At 70.5% G+C, this 13,022-nt stretch carries 14 protein-coding genes; 2 read left to right on the top strand and 12 right to left on the bottom strand.

The genetic code is table 11. The annotated features are described in order from the left end of the window. Nucleotides 1-14 precede the first annotated feature (14 nt). The 12 genes from ACLQ28_RS15035 to ACLQ28_RS14980 all read right to left on the bottom strand — a co-directional run bounded on the left by ACLQ28_RS15035 (nt 15) and on the right by ACLQ28_RS14980 (nt 9,487). Nucleotides 15-728: a 2-hydroxychromene-2-carboxylate isomerase gene (locus ACLQ28_RS15035; protein ID WP_425686883.1), complete on the bottom strand. Its 714-nt coding sequence runs from the start codon at nt 726-728 to the stop codon at nt 15-17. Nucleotides 729-770: 42 nt separating this feature from the next. After that, complete coding sequence (gene fabG, locus ACLQ28_RS15030; RefSeq protein ID WP_425686882.1) at nt 771-1,517, bottom strand: 3-oxoacyl-[acyl-carrier-protein] reductase; 747 nt, start codon at nt 1,515-1,517, stop codon at nt 771-773. A 30-nt stretch (nt 1,518-1,547) separates the two neighbouring features. Next, nucleotides 1,548-2,045: a 3-hydroxyacyl-ACP dehydratase FabZ family protein gene (locus tag ACLQ28_RS15025; RefSeq protein ID WP_425686881.1), complete on the bottom strand. Its 498-nt coding sequence runs from the start codon at nt 2,043-2,045 to the stop codon at nt 1,548-1,550. Further along, nucleotides 2,042-2,308, bottom strand: a complete 267-nt coding sequence (locus tag ACLQ28_RS15020; protein WP_425686880.1) for an acyl carrier protein — start codon at nt 2,306-2,308, stop codon at nt 2,042-2,044. The genes ACLQ28_RS15025 and ACLQ28_RS15020 overlap by 4 nt, the downstream gene beginning before the upstream one ends. Next, a complete protein-coding gene (locus tag ACLQ28_RS15015) occupies nt 2,309-3,400 on the bottom strand; it encodes a beta-ketoacyl synthase N-terminal-like domain-containing protein (RefSeq protein WP_425686879.1) in 1,092 nt (363 codons plus the stop codon). Between the two features lies 1 nt (nt 3,401). Then, nucleotides 3,402-4,382, bottom strand: a complete 981-nt coding sequence (locus ACLQ28_RS15010; protein WP_425686878.1) for a thioesterase — start codon at nt 4,380-4,382, stop codon at nt 3,402-3,404. A 17-nt stretch (nt 4,383-4,399) separates the two neighbouring features. Then, nucleotides 4,400-5,233 (bottom strand): alpha/beta fold hydrolase, encoded by an 834-nt coding sequence (locus tag ACLQ28_RS15005; RefSeq protein WP_425686877.1) that lies wholly within the window; start codon nt 5,231-5,233, stop codon nt 4,400-4,402. Continuing rightward, nucleotides 5,233-6,195 (bottom strand): beta-ketoacyl synthase N-terminal-like domain-containing protein, encoded by a 963-nt coding sequence (locus ACLQ28_RS15000; RefSeq protein ID WP_425686876.1) that lies wholly within the window; start codon nt 6,193-6,195, stop codon nt 5,233-5,235. Before ACLQ28_RS15000 ends, ACLQ28_RS15005 begins: the two co-directional genes overlap by 1 nt. Continuing rightward, nucleotides 6,192-7,322, bottom strand: a complete 1,131-nt coding sequence (locus ACLQ28_RS14995) for a beta-ketoacyl-[acyl-carrier-protein] synthase family protein (RefSeq protein WP_425686875.1) — start codon at nt 7,320-7,322, stop codon at nt 6,192-6,194. Before ACLQ28_RS14995 ends, ACLQ28_RS15000 begins: the two co-directional genes overlap by 4 nt. Continuing rightward, nucleotides 7,319-8,560, bottom strand: a complete 1,242-nt coding sequence (locus ACLQ28_RS14990) for a beta-ketoacyl-[acyl-carrier-protein] synthase family protein (protein ID WP_425686874.1) — start codon at nt 8,558-8,560, stop codon at nt 7,319-7,321. Before ACLQ28_RS14990 ends, ACLQ28_RS14995 begins: the two co-directional genes overlap by 4 nt. Before the next feature lie 65 nt (nt 8,561-8,625). Next, complete coding sequence (locus ACLQ28_RS14985) at nt 8,626-8,877, bottom strand: acyl carrier protein (RefSeq protein ID WP_425686873.1); 252 nt, start codon at nt 8,875-8,877, stop codon at nt 8,626-8,628. 157 nt (nt 8,878-9,034) lie between these two features. Beyond that, nucleotides 9,035-9,487 (bottom strand): 3-hydroxyacyl-ACP dehydratase FabZ family protein, encoded by a 453-nt coding sequence (locus ACLQ28_RS14980; protein ID WP_425686872.1) that lies wholly within the window; start codon nt 9,485-9,487, stop codon nt 9,035-9,037. 221 nt (nt 9,488-9,708) lie between these two features. Here ACLQ28_RS14980 and ACLQ28_RS14975 point away from each other — a divergent pair, with 221 nt between their 5' ends. Continuing rightward, nucleotides 9,709-11,664: an ABC1 kinase family protein gene (locus ACLQ28_RS14975; RefSeq protein WP_425686871.1), complete on the top strand. Its 1,956-nt coding sequence runs from the start codon at nt 9,709-9,711 to the stop codon at nt 11,662-11,664. A 120-nt stretch (nt 11,665-11,784) separates the two neighbouring features. Continuing rightward, nucleotides 11,785-12,903, top strand: a complete 1,119-nt coding sequence (locus ACLQ28_RS14970; RefSeq protein ID WP_425686870.1) for a beta-ketoacyl synthase N-terminal-like domain-containing protein — start codon at nt 11,785-11,787, stop codon at nt 12,901-12,903. Nucleotides 12,904-13,022: the final 119 nt, after the last annotated feature.

The raw sequence follows: 13,022 nt of genomic DNA, 5'->3' as shown, positions 1-13,022 counted from the left end.
CGGCGCGTCCGGGTTCAGGCACATCCGCCTGCCGGGCCTCCATCGGCCCCGGCCGCCGAGAACTCCGGGACGGCCGCGTACTCCTGCCAGGTCGTGGTCTGTTCCGGCAGGTCGCCGCCCCGCACCGCGGCCGCCCACGGCAGCAGGCGGTCCAGACCGAAGTACTTCTCCCTGCCGTGCACGAAGAAGGGCACCCCGAACAGGCCGTCACGCCACGACGAGGTCAGGCAGGCGACGCCCCGCGCCCGCAGCTCGGGATCGTCGGAGGCTGCGGCAAGCACGTCGCCGTCCAGCCCGATACCGTCGCCGATCTCCTTGACGGTCACCCGATCGGCGATGTCGCGCGCCTCCTGCCAGCGTGCCCGGTAGGCCGCGTCGACGAACTCGCGGCCCCGACCGGCGTCGGCCGCGAGCAGGTAGGCCAGATGGGGGATCTCCCAGCAGGGGTCCTTGTCGATCGGCCAGGTGACGTCCCACCCGCGAGCCCGGGTCAGCCGCCGGACGTCCTGGAGGATGTAGAAGTTCTTGGCTCGCGACATCGCGACGATGGGCAGCTCGACCTTCGCCTCGTCGAGCAGGCGGGAGGTCAGCTCGTCGGGCTCCCAGAACGGGATCCATTCCACGGTCTCGAGCACCTCGGGAAAGCGGTCGGCGAGGTCCCGGTACGCCAGCCACGAGTATGGGCTGCGCAGTGAGTAGTACCAGCGGGGGCGCTTGGGCGTGGGCATTGCCCTGCCTTTCTGTGATGTCCGGGAGGATGCGACGGGCTCCTAGAGGGAGATGCCCCCGTCGACGTGCAGGACGGCGCCCGTGACGTACGACGCCCGGTCCGACGCCAGGAACGACACCAGCCCCGCGACGTCCTCGGCGCTGCCCATCCGGCCGAGCGGGACGGCCTTGCGGGCCTTGTCCTTCACCGCGTCGGAGAGGCCGGCGGTCATGTCGGTCTCGATGTAGCCGGGCGCGATCGCGTTGGCCCGGATGCCGTACCGGCCGACCTCCTTGGCCAGCGCCTTGGTGAAACCGATGATCCCGGCCTTGGCCGCGGAGTAGTTGGTCTGCGTGGGATTGCCGTAGACGCCCGCTACCGAGGAGATGGTGATGATGCAGCCCGACCGTCGCTTCATCATGTCGAACGCCACGGTCCGGGCCACGTTGTAGACGCCGGTGAGGTTGACGTCGATCACCTCGTGCCAGTGCTCGTCCTTCATCATCACGAGCGCGGCATCCCGGGTGATCCCGGCCGAGGTGACGGCAACGTCGATCGGGCCGAGCCGCTCGGCGGCCTCGCCGACGAAGCGCCGCACCGACTCCAGGTCGGTGACGTCCACCTGCTGTGCCACCACGCGGGCGCCGGCCTCGGTCGCCAGCTTCTCCACCTCGCGAGCGGCGTCGTCGGCGCTCCGGTAGCAGAAGGCGACGTCGAGGCCGTCGGCGGCGAGCGACAGCACGGCTGCGCGTCCGATGCCGCGGGTGCCTCCCGTGACCAGCGCCACGCGGCGAGCGTTGTCTGCCATGACTTCTCGTTCTCCTCTGCTGCGGACCGGTCAGGCCGCGGTCGGTCGAAGTTGGTCGGCGGGGCGGAAGGCCATCACCATGCGGGTGTACGAGACGACGAGCCGGTCGTCGACATAGGTCTCGCCCGCGAACACGACGGTGTCACTGAGCGCCCGTTCGAGGCGGACCTCGTGTCGCAGCACAGCACCGGGGTACACCGCGGCGCGGAACTCGATGCCGGCCATGGCGCCGGCGAGCATGACCGGGCTGTCGGGGCCCTGCTCCTGCTCGGCGCTCAGCACCGCGAGCAGGCCCGCGGACTGGCCCCACGACTCGATCAGCAGCGACTGGGGATAGGCCAGCTGCTCCGTACCGGCATCCTCGCCGAGCCCCGCGTAGCACGGTTCGTTCCAGGTGACCGCCTTGACCGCGGACAGCCGGTCGCCGGCAGCCACCTCCGGCACCCGGTCGACGAGCAGCATGGGGTACCGGTGCGGCAACAGCCGACGAACCTGCGCCGGCGTCAGGGACTTGGGCGGCGGCGTCATGCGCTGCGATGCAATCTCTCGGTCAGAAGCGCGTGCGCCTGGTTCAACGTGGTCACACCGCTCAGGTCGGACTCGACAAACTTCACCCCGTACCGCTTCTCCAGCACGACGATGACCTCGAGCGTCATCAGCGAGTCCGCCTCGAGGTCGTCGATGAAGTGCGCGTCGTCGCGGATGTCCGCGACATCCATGTCGAGGACGTCGGCCACGGTCGCCCGCAGCTCCTCCTTGTCCAGCACGACACCAGACGTGGTCGTGGTCATTTATTCCTCCCTCGGTCGGCGGCTGGCGGTAGTCAGCCGCAGCACGGCGCACCCGAGCGCGCCGTCGGCATCGGTTGCGGTCACCACGGCGACCCGGCCCAGTGCGTCGGGGCTGCGCTCCGCCTCGGCGAGAACCGCGCCCAGCTGGAACCCCGCCGCGACGCTCGCGGTGTCTCCGATCGCCGCCAGGCAGTCGATCCGCCGGGGACCGTCGCCGAAGACCCGGTCGAGGACGCGTTCCTCGGTGCGGTCCCGCGCGTCCGGCGCCGCACTCATGGCGACGGCCCACACCGCGGCGGCGTCCACGTCGGCCTGCCGGAGCGCCTGGCGTACACAGGCCTCCAGCGCGGCCTCCGCGCCCGGTGCGCCAGCGACCCTGCTGTGTACGGCGAGCAGTTCGGCGATGCCGTCGGCAGGCGCGGTCCGGGCGTCCACCCGGAACATCACGCAGCCCTCACCGCCAGCGGCACCGGAGCGCGGGTCCGCCGCGTGACGGTCCCACCAGGCACGCGCCACGGAGTACTCCTCGGCGGCACCGGAGAGCACCGTGCGAGCCCGGCCCGTGGCGAGCAGTCGGCGCGCGTACGCGAGGGCCGACAGCGACGAGACCCGACCGGCCGCGACAGTGGCGTTCGGCCCGCGCAGGTCGTAGCGGATCGCGCACTGCCCCGCCGGCGAGTTCATGATCGCGTTGGGGATGTGCCCGGTCTCGATGTAGAACGGCTTCGCGTGGATCAGGGTGTCGCGGGTGATGTCGGCCATGCTCTGCTGACTGCCGGTGGTGGTGCCCACCACCAGCCCGACCAGCTCCCTCTCCGGCAGATCACCGGCTAGGTGCCCGACGGCCACCGCGGTCAGCCCGGTGAGGCGGTCCATGCCCCGGGTGCCCTTGGCGCCGAGCACCTTCCGCACCTCGAAGGACGGCACCAGACCGGCACGCCCGGCCGGCATCCGCTCGTCCGTCTCCGCCGCGTCGGTCAGGCCGGAACGCCCCGAGCTCAGACCCAGGCTGAAGTCGTCCCGGCCGTAACCGAACGGGGAGACCGCGGACCAGGCCGAGATGACGGGCACCGGCCGAGGTGTGGGAGTCATGTCAGCCGACCTCGGCAGCCTTGCCGTCCAGCGCGTCGCGCACCCGGTCGTCGAAGGTCACCAGGCGGCCGTGCCGGCCGTTCTCCACCACGCCGTACGCGTGGGTGATCGTGCCGGTCGCGGTGTGCACCAATGCGCCGTCGCGGACCACGTAGCAGTCCATCCGCGCGGAGTAGAGCAGGTTCTTGAAGACGTCCTGCACCGTGAAGACGGTGTAGAGCTCCTCCTCCATGATGGTCTCGCCGAGCATCCGGATCCGGGACGCGGTGACCGCGGGAATCCAGTTCCGCTCGTCCAGCAGCGGCTTGATCGACAGGCCCCGGTCGGCGAGGAAGAGGTCCACGACCTCCTCCATCTGGCGGAGGTAGCCCGACATCTGCATGCGCTCGAAGAAGTGGCAATAGAAGTACGGGATCCGGTACTTCCAGGCGTACGCGTTGCGACCCTCGGTCAGCTGCGCGATGACCGGGTCCGCCCCCGGCGCCACCGCGACGTCCGTCAGCTCGGACACGGCGGGATCGCCGATGCGGTCGACGACGAACCGGAGCATCGCCTCGGGAACGGGGTGCGGGTCGGTGACCCGGGCGTCGCTGCGCAGTTGGGCGCGGACCTTGGAGGTGACCGCCTTCTTCGACTCGCCGTCGCGGACGACGGTCAGCGTCACCCGGAACCCGAACTCGGCGCTGTCGTCGGCGGTGTCCGGCCGTACCTGGGCCGTGACGACGTCGTCGACGAGCAGCGCCGTCTGCAGACGGGTGTCCAGCTCGATGACGTCGAACCCGAGACCGTGCTCCTCGTAGAGCGCGCCGACGGGCACGCCGGCGGCGTCGAAGTGACGCAGAACTGCGGCCTCGACGAGGTAGTTGACGTGCTTGAAGCCGATGATGGTGCCGATGTTGGCGCCCTCGTAGCCGGGCCGCAGCTCGGTTTCGGTGACGCTTTCGAGCAGCTGTTTCATCACCGTCGGCGGCATGGTTTCCACAGTTCAGACCTTCCTGTTCAGGACGCGCCCGCAAGGGGCGAGGACGGGGCGGCGACCGACTCCGCGAACTCCCGCAGCGTGGCGGCGAACCACTCCACGTCGTCGACCATGGGAAAGTGGCCGGAGCGCGGGCCGACCGCGAGGCGGCCGCGCGGCAGCGCGTCCGCCAGCGCCTCGGCCTCGCCACCGACCGGATCGGTCGTCCCCGCGATGACCAGCGTCGGCAACGAGACATCACCGAGCCGCAGCCACGGGGTGGACAGACACGCATCGAGGACGCGGAACCAGCCGTACGGCCCGATGCGCTCGCATACCCGGGCGGCCATGTCGTGCACCAGTTCCGGGTCGGGCGCCCGGTGCCGCTGCAGCCGGATGCCCTCCTCCATGACCTGGACGTAGCTGTCGTACAGCTGGGCGACGGTCAGACCGTTGAAGTTCTCCGGCGCCCGGCGGTAGAGCGGAGCTACCAGGACGACCGCGTCGATCCCGTACCGCTCGACCGGGTCGGCGCCGTGCCGGTGGCCCTCGGCGAGCAGCCGGAGCAGCAGATTGGCGCTGAACGAGTGGGCGACCACCAGATGCCCTCGTCCCGGCACCGCAGCGAGGACGTCGGCGAGCGCGGGCACCGGGTCCGGGCGGTGACACCAGTCCACCGGGCCGTCACCGGCCCAGGGCAGATCCGCAGCCCAGAGCGTGCGGCCCTCCGGCTGCCACCGTTGCCCCAGCCGGGACCAGATGCCCGAGCTGTTGGCCAGCCCGTGCAGCAGAACGACGCGGCCGCCGTCGCCGTGGGTGGCGTGCCACCCGACGGTCGGATCGTGCCGCTGCCGCAACCGCTGCGCGTACACCATCAAGCACGCTCCACGGGCCTGGTGATCAACACGCCGGAGCTCGCGTCGTCCGCGTCGGTCCCGGCGACAGCGGCGATCGGGCCGTCCGCCCCCGCCTCGAAACGCGATATCGCCGCCACGCACTGCAATACACCCAGGGCCGCCGAGGCGAGCCCCCAGCGCTGACTCAGGTCGTGGCGAAGCAGGCCGGGCAGCACGCTCGGGGCGGCGGGCTCGACGTGGTGCTCGGGACCGAACCACTCCTGTGGTGCGCTGGCGGCGCCGTCGATGCCGAGCCGTCGCAGGCAGTCCTCAATGCCGGTCGCGCGTACCACGCGTTCGAGGCGGGCCCGCTCGGGCACACCCCGGTCGGCGGCGCTGTCCGGGAGTTCGAGCACGACCGCGGCCGCGCCGTCGACCAGGGGCAGCCCGCCGGTCATCCGGCGCGCCACCTCGTTGTCGGGCTCCACGCCCACGACGAGGACCTGGGTCGCCCGGCCGGAGGTGAGCAGCCGGCGTCCCCAGGACAGCGCGTCGATGCCCGTTGCGGCCCCGTTGCACAGCGTCAGGTTCGGCCCGCGCAGGCCGAGCCGGATGGCCACCGCGGCGGCAACCTCGTTGCTGGAGGCGTTCGGCGTGTCCATCGGGCTGAGCCCGCCGCTGCCCGAATCTTCGACGAGTGAGTCCATGATCTTCGCGACCGTGTCCAGGTTGCCGAAGTTGGAGCCGACGATCACCGCGATCCCGTCACCGTCCTGGGCCTTGGCACCCGCCTCGTCGGCGAGACCCGCGTCGCGCAGTGCCAGCATCGCGGCGGACAGGCCCAGATGGGTGGCCCGATCCTTGTAGCGCAGGCCCTTCCGACCGAGGACGCCGGCGGGCTCGAACGACACCTGATCGACACGCGTACCGGACAACAGGTCGGCGCCGGTCGGCGCGCCGCCGAGGGCGAGACCGGTTCCCACCACCACCACCGCGGTCATGCCGCCTCCACGATCGCCACGGAGTTCAGTCCACCGAAGCCGAACGCGTCGACCTGGCACAGCGCACTCTCGGTGCGCACCGCGTCCGTACGAACCAGCCGGAAGGGGCTGATGCTCTCGATCGGCTCGTCGAGGCCGACGATGGGTGGTATCCGCCCGGAAGCCATCGCCAGCATCCCGACGATGACGCTGAGCAGCCCGGAGGCCCCGGAGGTGTGACCGGTCGCCCCCTTGAGGCCGGTCATCCAGGGCTGCGTGTCGCCGAAGACCTCGCGCAGGGCGGTGGCCTCGGCCTCGTCGTTGAGGGGTGTGCCGGTGCCGTGCAGCATGACGAGGTCGATGTCGTCGGGCTTCACACCGGCCCGGCGGTGGGCGCTGCGCACCGCCTCGGCGATCCACTCCGTGTCGGGCGCCGTGACGTGGTACGCGTCGCAGTTGATGCCGACCTCGCGGACACGCCCTGCGATCGGTCGGCCGCGCCCCCGCTCGGGAGTGGTGAGCACGACTGCGGAGGCGCCCTCGCCGAGGACGGTGCCCTTGCGGCTGACGTCGAACGGGCGGACCTGGCCCGGCGGCTCGGGCTGCACCCGGTCGGCGAGCCCGAACATGCTTTCGGTGATCACGTCCACCCCGGCGACCACCACCGTCTCCGCCTCACCCGAGCGCAGCAGGTCGATGCCGAGCGCCAGCGTGTGCAGGGATGCCGAGCAGGCGTTGGACACGGTGAGCGTGTCGTGTGCCTGGAAGGTACGCCGCAACGCGGTGCCGAAGTGCAGGTCGGCCGCCTCCAGCGGAGCGCCGTCGCGCCACCAGAGCTCCACCGAGCGCAGCTCGCGCAGGCCGGTGCCGACCAGGACCGGGATGTCGCCGAGGTCGCGGTCCAGCCCGGCGGCGTCGACCGCCTGCCCGACCGCGTCCAGCAGCAGCGCGGTCGCCCGCCCGGTCACGTCTTGGCCGGGATCCGGCCGGTTGTCCAGCTCGTACAGGTGCCCGGCGTGGTACCACTCGGGGGCGAAGCCCCGCATCGGCGCCAGACCACTGCGACCCGCACAGAGGCTCTCGAAGGTCTCCTCGGCGGTGCGACCCACACTCGTCACGGCACCGACACCGATCACCGGCCAGCTCACGACGCCTCCTCGTATGCTCCGAGCACGACGACCGCGTTGTTGCCGCCGAAGGCCAGTCCGTTGTTCTGCACCACACGCAGGCGGGCCTCGACGGCCTGGTTCGGCACGCAGTCGATCTCGCACTCCGGGTCGGTCTCGACGTGGTTGATCGTGGGCGGGATGAAACCCTGGTCGATGGCGACCGCGCAGCCGATCGCGCCGAGGGCGCTCGCCGCGCCCATGGTGTGACCGAGCATCGACTTCATCGAGATGGTGCGCGGCAACTGCTGGCCGAAGACCTGCCGGATCGCCCGCGACTCGGTCACGTCGTTGGCCTTCGTCCCGGTGCCGTGCGCCGAGATGAGGTCGACCTCCTCGGGCTTCACGCCGGCGTTCGCCAGTGCGAGGGACATGCACCGCGCCACGCTGTCCTCGTTCGGCGCCACCTGGTGGTAGGCGTCGCAGTTGAGGCCGTAGCCCAGGACCTCCGCGTAGATCCGCGCGCCGCGGGCGCGCGCCGAGGAGAGGCTCTCCAGCATCAGCATGCCGGCGCCCTCGCCGGTGAGGATTCCCTTACGGCCCTTGTCGAAGGGCTGGCACCGGTCCGGCGCGATCGTGCCGAGCCGGTAGAAACCCGCGAAGGTCTTGCGGCTCATCGCGTCCGCGCCACCGCACAGGGCGAAGTCCGCCTCACCGGTGCGTACCGTGTCGAAGCCGTAGCCGATGGCGTAGTTGCCCGCCGCGCAGGCGGTCGGGATGGTGACCGCCTCGACGTCGGACAGACGCAGTTCCTGCGCGATGGAGGCCGAGAGCCGACCGGCACGAATGCGTCGGGCGTGCAACGGATCCATGTTCTCCGGGCCGCCGTCGAGCTCGTTGCGGACCAGGTGTTCGAGATCGAACGACTCGCCGTCGGTGGTGCCGACGCAGATCAGGCCACGCGCGTCCGCGAGGTCGTCCGGAGCGAGGCCAGCATCCTCCACGGCCATCCGGGCCGCGGCGGTCGAGAACTGGCTCGCCCGTCCGAGGGTCTCGACCGGCAGGTTGTGCACCCACCGCTGCGGGTCGAATCCGACGACCTCGCAGCCGTTCCAGTGGGCGAAACCGGCGGTGTCGAAGGCGGAGATCGGCCTCGCTCCGGACTTGCCCGCCCGGAGCCCCGCCGCGAATTCCGCCGTTCCGATACCAATGCTGGAAATTACTCCGAACCCGGTCAGCACTACACGTTGGAAATCGTTGCGTAGAGCAGTCCCAGGCACATCAATAGCTGATGACATCGCCGTCCCTCACTGATGTGCGGATCGTTAATCTGCGGTGGCTGGATTTACCAGCCGGCGGCCTCCGCGACCACTTCGCGAACGCCCTTGAGATTCACCATCCGGGCCAGTTCAGACTGGTCGATGACCACGCCGAACTCCTTCTCGAGCGAGGCGAGAATCTCAATCGCCCGCAGCGAGTCGGCGCCATGGTCCTCGGCGAAGAGGCTCGTCTCGCTGACCTCGTCCTCGTCCAGCTCGAGGATCTCGCACACCAGATCCTTGAGCTTGGCATCGCGCTGCTCGTCCACAGTGGGCATCTCGTGCTCCTTCCGCCGCCGATCGGCGACTGCCTTGATCCAGAACGGCGCCGAGTGACGCTGAAAATGGGATGACACCGACGGGTCCCCAACAGGATTCGACCCAGTTCCGGCTGGACCTCAGCGTAGGTAAGGCCGGAGTCCCGGCATACCGCTGCTAAAAGAATTCGATCCGCCGGTGCGGCGCCTGCTCGCCGACAGCGGATCGATACCGCAGACGGACCTCGGCCGCGAGGTGCGATACGACCTCGAGGCGCGCGGAGCACACCCATTCATCGCCGCGCGGGATCCACCGCATCGTCACCGTGACGCGATCCCCGGGGTAGACCGGCCCCCGAAATCGGGCGGACTCCACCGCCGCCAATTCCAGTGCCGCCTCCGGATGCACAACCGCCCGCGCGCTCAGTTGCACCGTCTCGATGAGGCAGACGCCGGGAAAGATAGGGAAGTCCGGATAGTGACCGACGAACACGGGCTCCGTGGGTGCCACCACGAGTTCGGTCCGGGCGATCAGTTCGCCGTCCTTGCCGTCCGGACCGGCAGGGGCCGGAGCCTCCAGAACGGCGATCTGTCCGGCTATGGGGCTCGCTGGTGACAATCTGGTGGTCATGGCACGGCCCTTCGTCGCCGGGATTTCCGCGACCGGATCCGCCCGGTCGGCAGTGCCGGAGCGTAGTAACAGCGCTGGATGGCGGCGAGCGCACGTCGAATAGTTCGATGATGCGCGTCCCGATCCTCGGCTCAGGGTGTCCATACAGGAGCGTTTCTGCCCATGATGGGGGTTGATTCCCCGGGAGCAGCGGACAAGAGCGGCGGCGCGAACGAATGAATGTGATCACTCAGATGGGTTCGTACCTGATCATCGCCGTCATCTTTGTCGGCCTGTACGCGGCGATTGCCATCGGCGCGCGCCAGTTGCTGGGGTTGCGGGTCCGGCCGATGCGGATGTTCCTGGCCGCCGCGGTTTCGTGGGTCAGCAGCACGCTGATCATCGGCTACGTCGGACCGCCGGAGCGGCAGAGCATCCTGTTCAGCGTGGTCCTGGGCCTCTCGCTCCTGATCACCATGGTCTTCCTGGCGGTGGCGGAGCTCGTGCTGCCACACGGCCTGCGGCCGGCCGTCTGGAAGCGCCAGATCCACCACGAGGTGCGCCGGGTCCGCCGCTACCGGCAGGTCGCGCGGATCGCGTCCCGCTACCGCCTCGCCCGGCTGCTCCTGCCGATCCGCGGTGACCGCGTCGAGGTGAGTCAGGAACGGGCACGCCGGGCCATCGCGCTGCGCCGGGCGCTGGAGGAGTGTGGTGTCACGCTCGTCAAGCTCGGCCAGGCGCTGTCCGCCCGGCACGACCTCCTTCCGGCCGAGTACATCACCGAGCTGAGCCGGCTGCACGACCAGGTGCGCCCCAGCCCGTGGCCGGAGATCGAGGCGGTCCTGACCGAGGATCTCGGCGCGGCCGCGGAGGAGGTGTTCCTGGATTTCGAACCCAAGCCGATCGCGGCGGCGTCGATCGCGCAGGTGCACCGCGCACGCCTGCGGTCCGGCGTCAAGGTCGCGGTCAAGGTCCGACGCCCGGGGGTGGCGGCCATCGTCGAGGACGACCTGGCGATAACCCGGCACGTCGCCCGGATCATCGAGAGCCGGACCGAGTGGGGGCGCACCATCGGCGCGGCGGCGCTGGCCGAGGGCTTCGCGACGGCGCTGCGGGAGGAGCTCGACTTTCAGATCGAGGCGCAGAACATCGCCACCATCACCGCCTCGGCCAAGGCGCGACCGGGCAGCGCCAGTGTCCGCCTGCCTGCGGTCCACACGGACTACTCCAGCGCACGGGTGCTGGTCATGGAGTTCCTTGAGGGGGTGCCGGTCGGCGCGGCTGCCGAGCTGCTCAACGGAGGCGACGTCGAGCGCCGCCACAAGCTCGCCGCCAGCCTGATGTCCTGCATCCTCGAACAGATCCTGGTCTCCGGTACGTTCCACTGCGATCCGCATCCGGGCAACGTCCTGATCATGGAGAACGACGAGTGCGGGCTGCTGGACTTCGGCGTGGTGGGCCGTTTCGACCCGGCGATGCGCGACGCGGTGCAGCAGTTGCTGCTTGCCATCGATCGGACCGACCGAGCCGGTGCGTGCGACGCGCTGCTGGACATCCTGGAAAACAGCGACAGCATCGACTCGGCTCGGCTGGAGGTGGCTGTCGGTCAGTTCATGGCCCGGCACCTGGGCGCCGGCAGGACGCCCGGCCTGGACACGTTCGCCGCGCTGTTCCAGCTGGTCACGATCCACGGCCTGCGGGTGCCGCCGGAGGTCGCCGCGATGTTCCGGACGCTGACCACTTTGCAGGGCACCATCGACCGGATCGATCCGCGGTTCAATCTCCTCGAGGAGGCGCGCGACTTCGCCGCCGGCCACTACTCCGAGGCCACCAGCTTCAGCAAGATCACGACCGGCTTCGGCGAGGACCTCTTCGCCCTCCTGCCGTCGCTGCGACGTCTCCCGCGACGCATGGACCGGATCAGCGCGGCCCTGGAGCAGGGACGGCTGAGCGTCGGCGTGCAGCTCTTCGCCCACGAACGCGACCGCAACCACGTCACCGGCCTGGTCCACCAGACGCTGCTAGCGTTCCTGGCGGCGGCCACCGGGGTGATGGCGGCACTGCTGCTCTCCTCGACCGGCGGGCCGCCGCTCACGCCGGATCTGCAGCTGTTCCACGTCTTCGGCTACAACCTGCTGATCATCAGCGCGGTACTGATGCTCCGGGCGCTCGTCCGGATCTTCCGGCGCGAGCCGTGAGATTCACGGTTTCGATCGCCGATTGTTCCGGCGGCGGAAGCGTCCGAGACTGCACCCCAGTACCGGAGCGCGGCCCAGCGGGTCGGGCACCGTCCGGTGACACCACGAAAGGACTCCCCCATGGCCGTGACGGAAAAGTCGGCCGCGCCGGCAATCATCACCACCTGGTCGGCGGTGTCGCCGTACGGGGTCGGCCGCGAGTCGTTCGTCGAGGGGTTTCACGCCGCCGCCGAAACGCGCGCCGTGCCGAATCCGGAGCAGTGGGCGGTCCCCGCGGACGGCGCACACCTGGTGCCCGACTTCGACGTCCGGGCACAGCTCGGCAAGAAGGGGACCCGGTCGATGGATCGGGCCACCGCACTGGCCGTGACGGCGGTGCGGCAGCTCATCGGCGAGGGTGGCGACACCCAGCCCGCCGACGTGATGCGCGACGCCGCCCTCGTGCTCGGGACGGCCAGCGGCAGTGTGCACAGCATCATGAGCTTCGCCCGCGACACCTACGTGTCGGAGAAGCCGTACATGGTCGACCCGGCCCGGTTCCCCAACGCGGTGATGAACTGCCCGGTCGGCACCTCGGCGATCTGGCACGGCCTGCACGGGCCGAACGTCACGATCGCGGGCGGCCGGGTCTCCGGGCTGCACGCGCTGCGCTATTCGCTGCGGCTGCTCGCCGGCAACCGGGCGCCCCTGGTGCTCTGCGGAGCGGTGGAGGAGTTCTCCGAATCTCGGGCCTGGATCGAGCACTCGGTCCGGCGGCACCCGGCGGCGACCGGAGCGGTACTCCCCTCTCCCAGTCCGGAGCCGCTTGGCGAGGGCTGCGCGGTCCTGCGGATCGAGCCGGGCGGCGGTAGGGACCGGGCCGGGCTCGCCGAGGTGCTTGCCGTCGAGTTCGGGGTGCACGGCCCGACCTCGAGCGCGAGCGAGACGCTCGGGTCATGCCTGCGGCGCGCCCTGCGGGCCGCAGGCGTCGAGGCGGAGATGGTCTGGGCCGTCGCTCCGAGCGCCCCGGCAGGGCCGCTGGGCGAGGAGGAGGCGAGCGTCCTGGACGCCGTGTTCGGCCCGGCCGTGACCCGGATCCGGCCGCTGTTCGGCGACACCGCGGCGGTCTCGGTGCCGTTCCAGATCGCCGCGACGTTGACGGTGGCGGAGGGGTCGCCGGAGGCCGCCGGCGCCGTGGCCGTCATCTCCTCGATCGACCACGACGGTGAGGTCGGCTGCGCGGTGCTCGGCATCCGCTGACGTCCCACCCCTGCGGATTCACGAAGGTGGTGGGGGGGGCGGGGGGGGTTGTGGGGGGGGGGGGGGGTTTTGGGGGGGGGGGTACTGCTGCGGGGGTTTGGGTGGCGGCACGCTGGGCG

The organism is Micromonospora sp. DT201 (genome assembly GCF_049841575.1).
Taxonomy (GTDB): domain Bacteria; phylum Actinomycetota; class Actinomycetes; order Mycobacteriales; family Micromonosporaceae; genus Micromonospora.
This window is presented reverse-complemented; position numbering and strand designations above follow the sequence as displayed.

Excerpts from the sequence above, each read along its gene's own strand:
- ACLQ28_RS15000 (WP_425686876.1), bottom strand. The coding sequence starts at position 6,195 with ATGACCGCGGTGGTGGTGGTGGGAACCGGTCTCGCCCTCGGCGGCGCG.
- fabG (WP_425686882.1), bottom strand. The coding sequence starts at position 1,517 with ATGGCAGACAACGCTCGCCGCGTGGCGCTGGTCACGGGAGGCACCCGC.
- ACLQ28_RS15020 (WP_425686880.1), bottom strand. The coding sequence starts at position 2,308 with ATGACCACGACCACGTCTGGTGTCGTGCTGGACAAGGAGGAGCTGCGG.
- ACLQ28_RS15005 (WP_425686877.1), bottom strand. The coding sequence starts at position 5,233 with ATGGTGTACGCGCAGCGGTTGCGGCAGCGGCACGATCCGACCGTCGGG.
- ACLQ28_RS14970 (WP_425686870.1), top strand. The coding sequence starts at position 11,785 with ATGGCCGTGACGGAAAAGTCGGCCGCGCCGGCAATCATCACCACCTGG.
- ACLQ28_RS14985 (WP_425686873.1), bottom strand. The coding sequence starts at position 8,877 with ATGCCCACTGTGGACGAGCAGCGCGATGCCAAGCTCAAGGATCTGGTG.
- ACLQ28_RS14980 (WP_425686872.1), bottom strand. The coding sequence starts at position 9,487 with ATGACCACCAGATTGTCACCAGCGAGCCCCATAGCCGGACAGATCGCC.
- ACLQ28_RS15025 (WP_425686881.1), bottom strand. The coding sequence starts at position 2,045 with ATGACGCCGCCGCCCAAGTCCCTGACGCCGGCGCAGGTTCGTCGGCTG.
- ACLQ28_RS15015 (WP_425686879.1), bottom strand. The coding sequence starts at position 3,400 with ATGACTCCCACACCTCGGCCGGTGCCCGTCATCTCGGCCTGGTCCGCG.
- ACLQ28_RS15035 (WP_425686883.1), bottom strand. The coding sequence starts at position 728 with ATGCCCACGCCCAAGCGCCCCCGCTGGTACTACTCACTGCGCAGCCCA.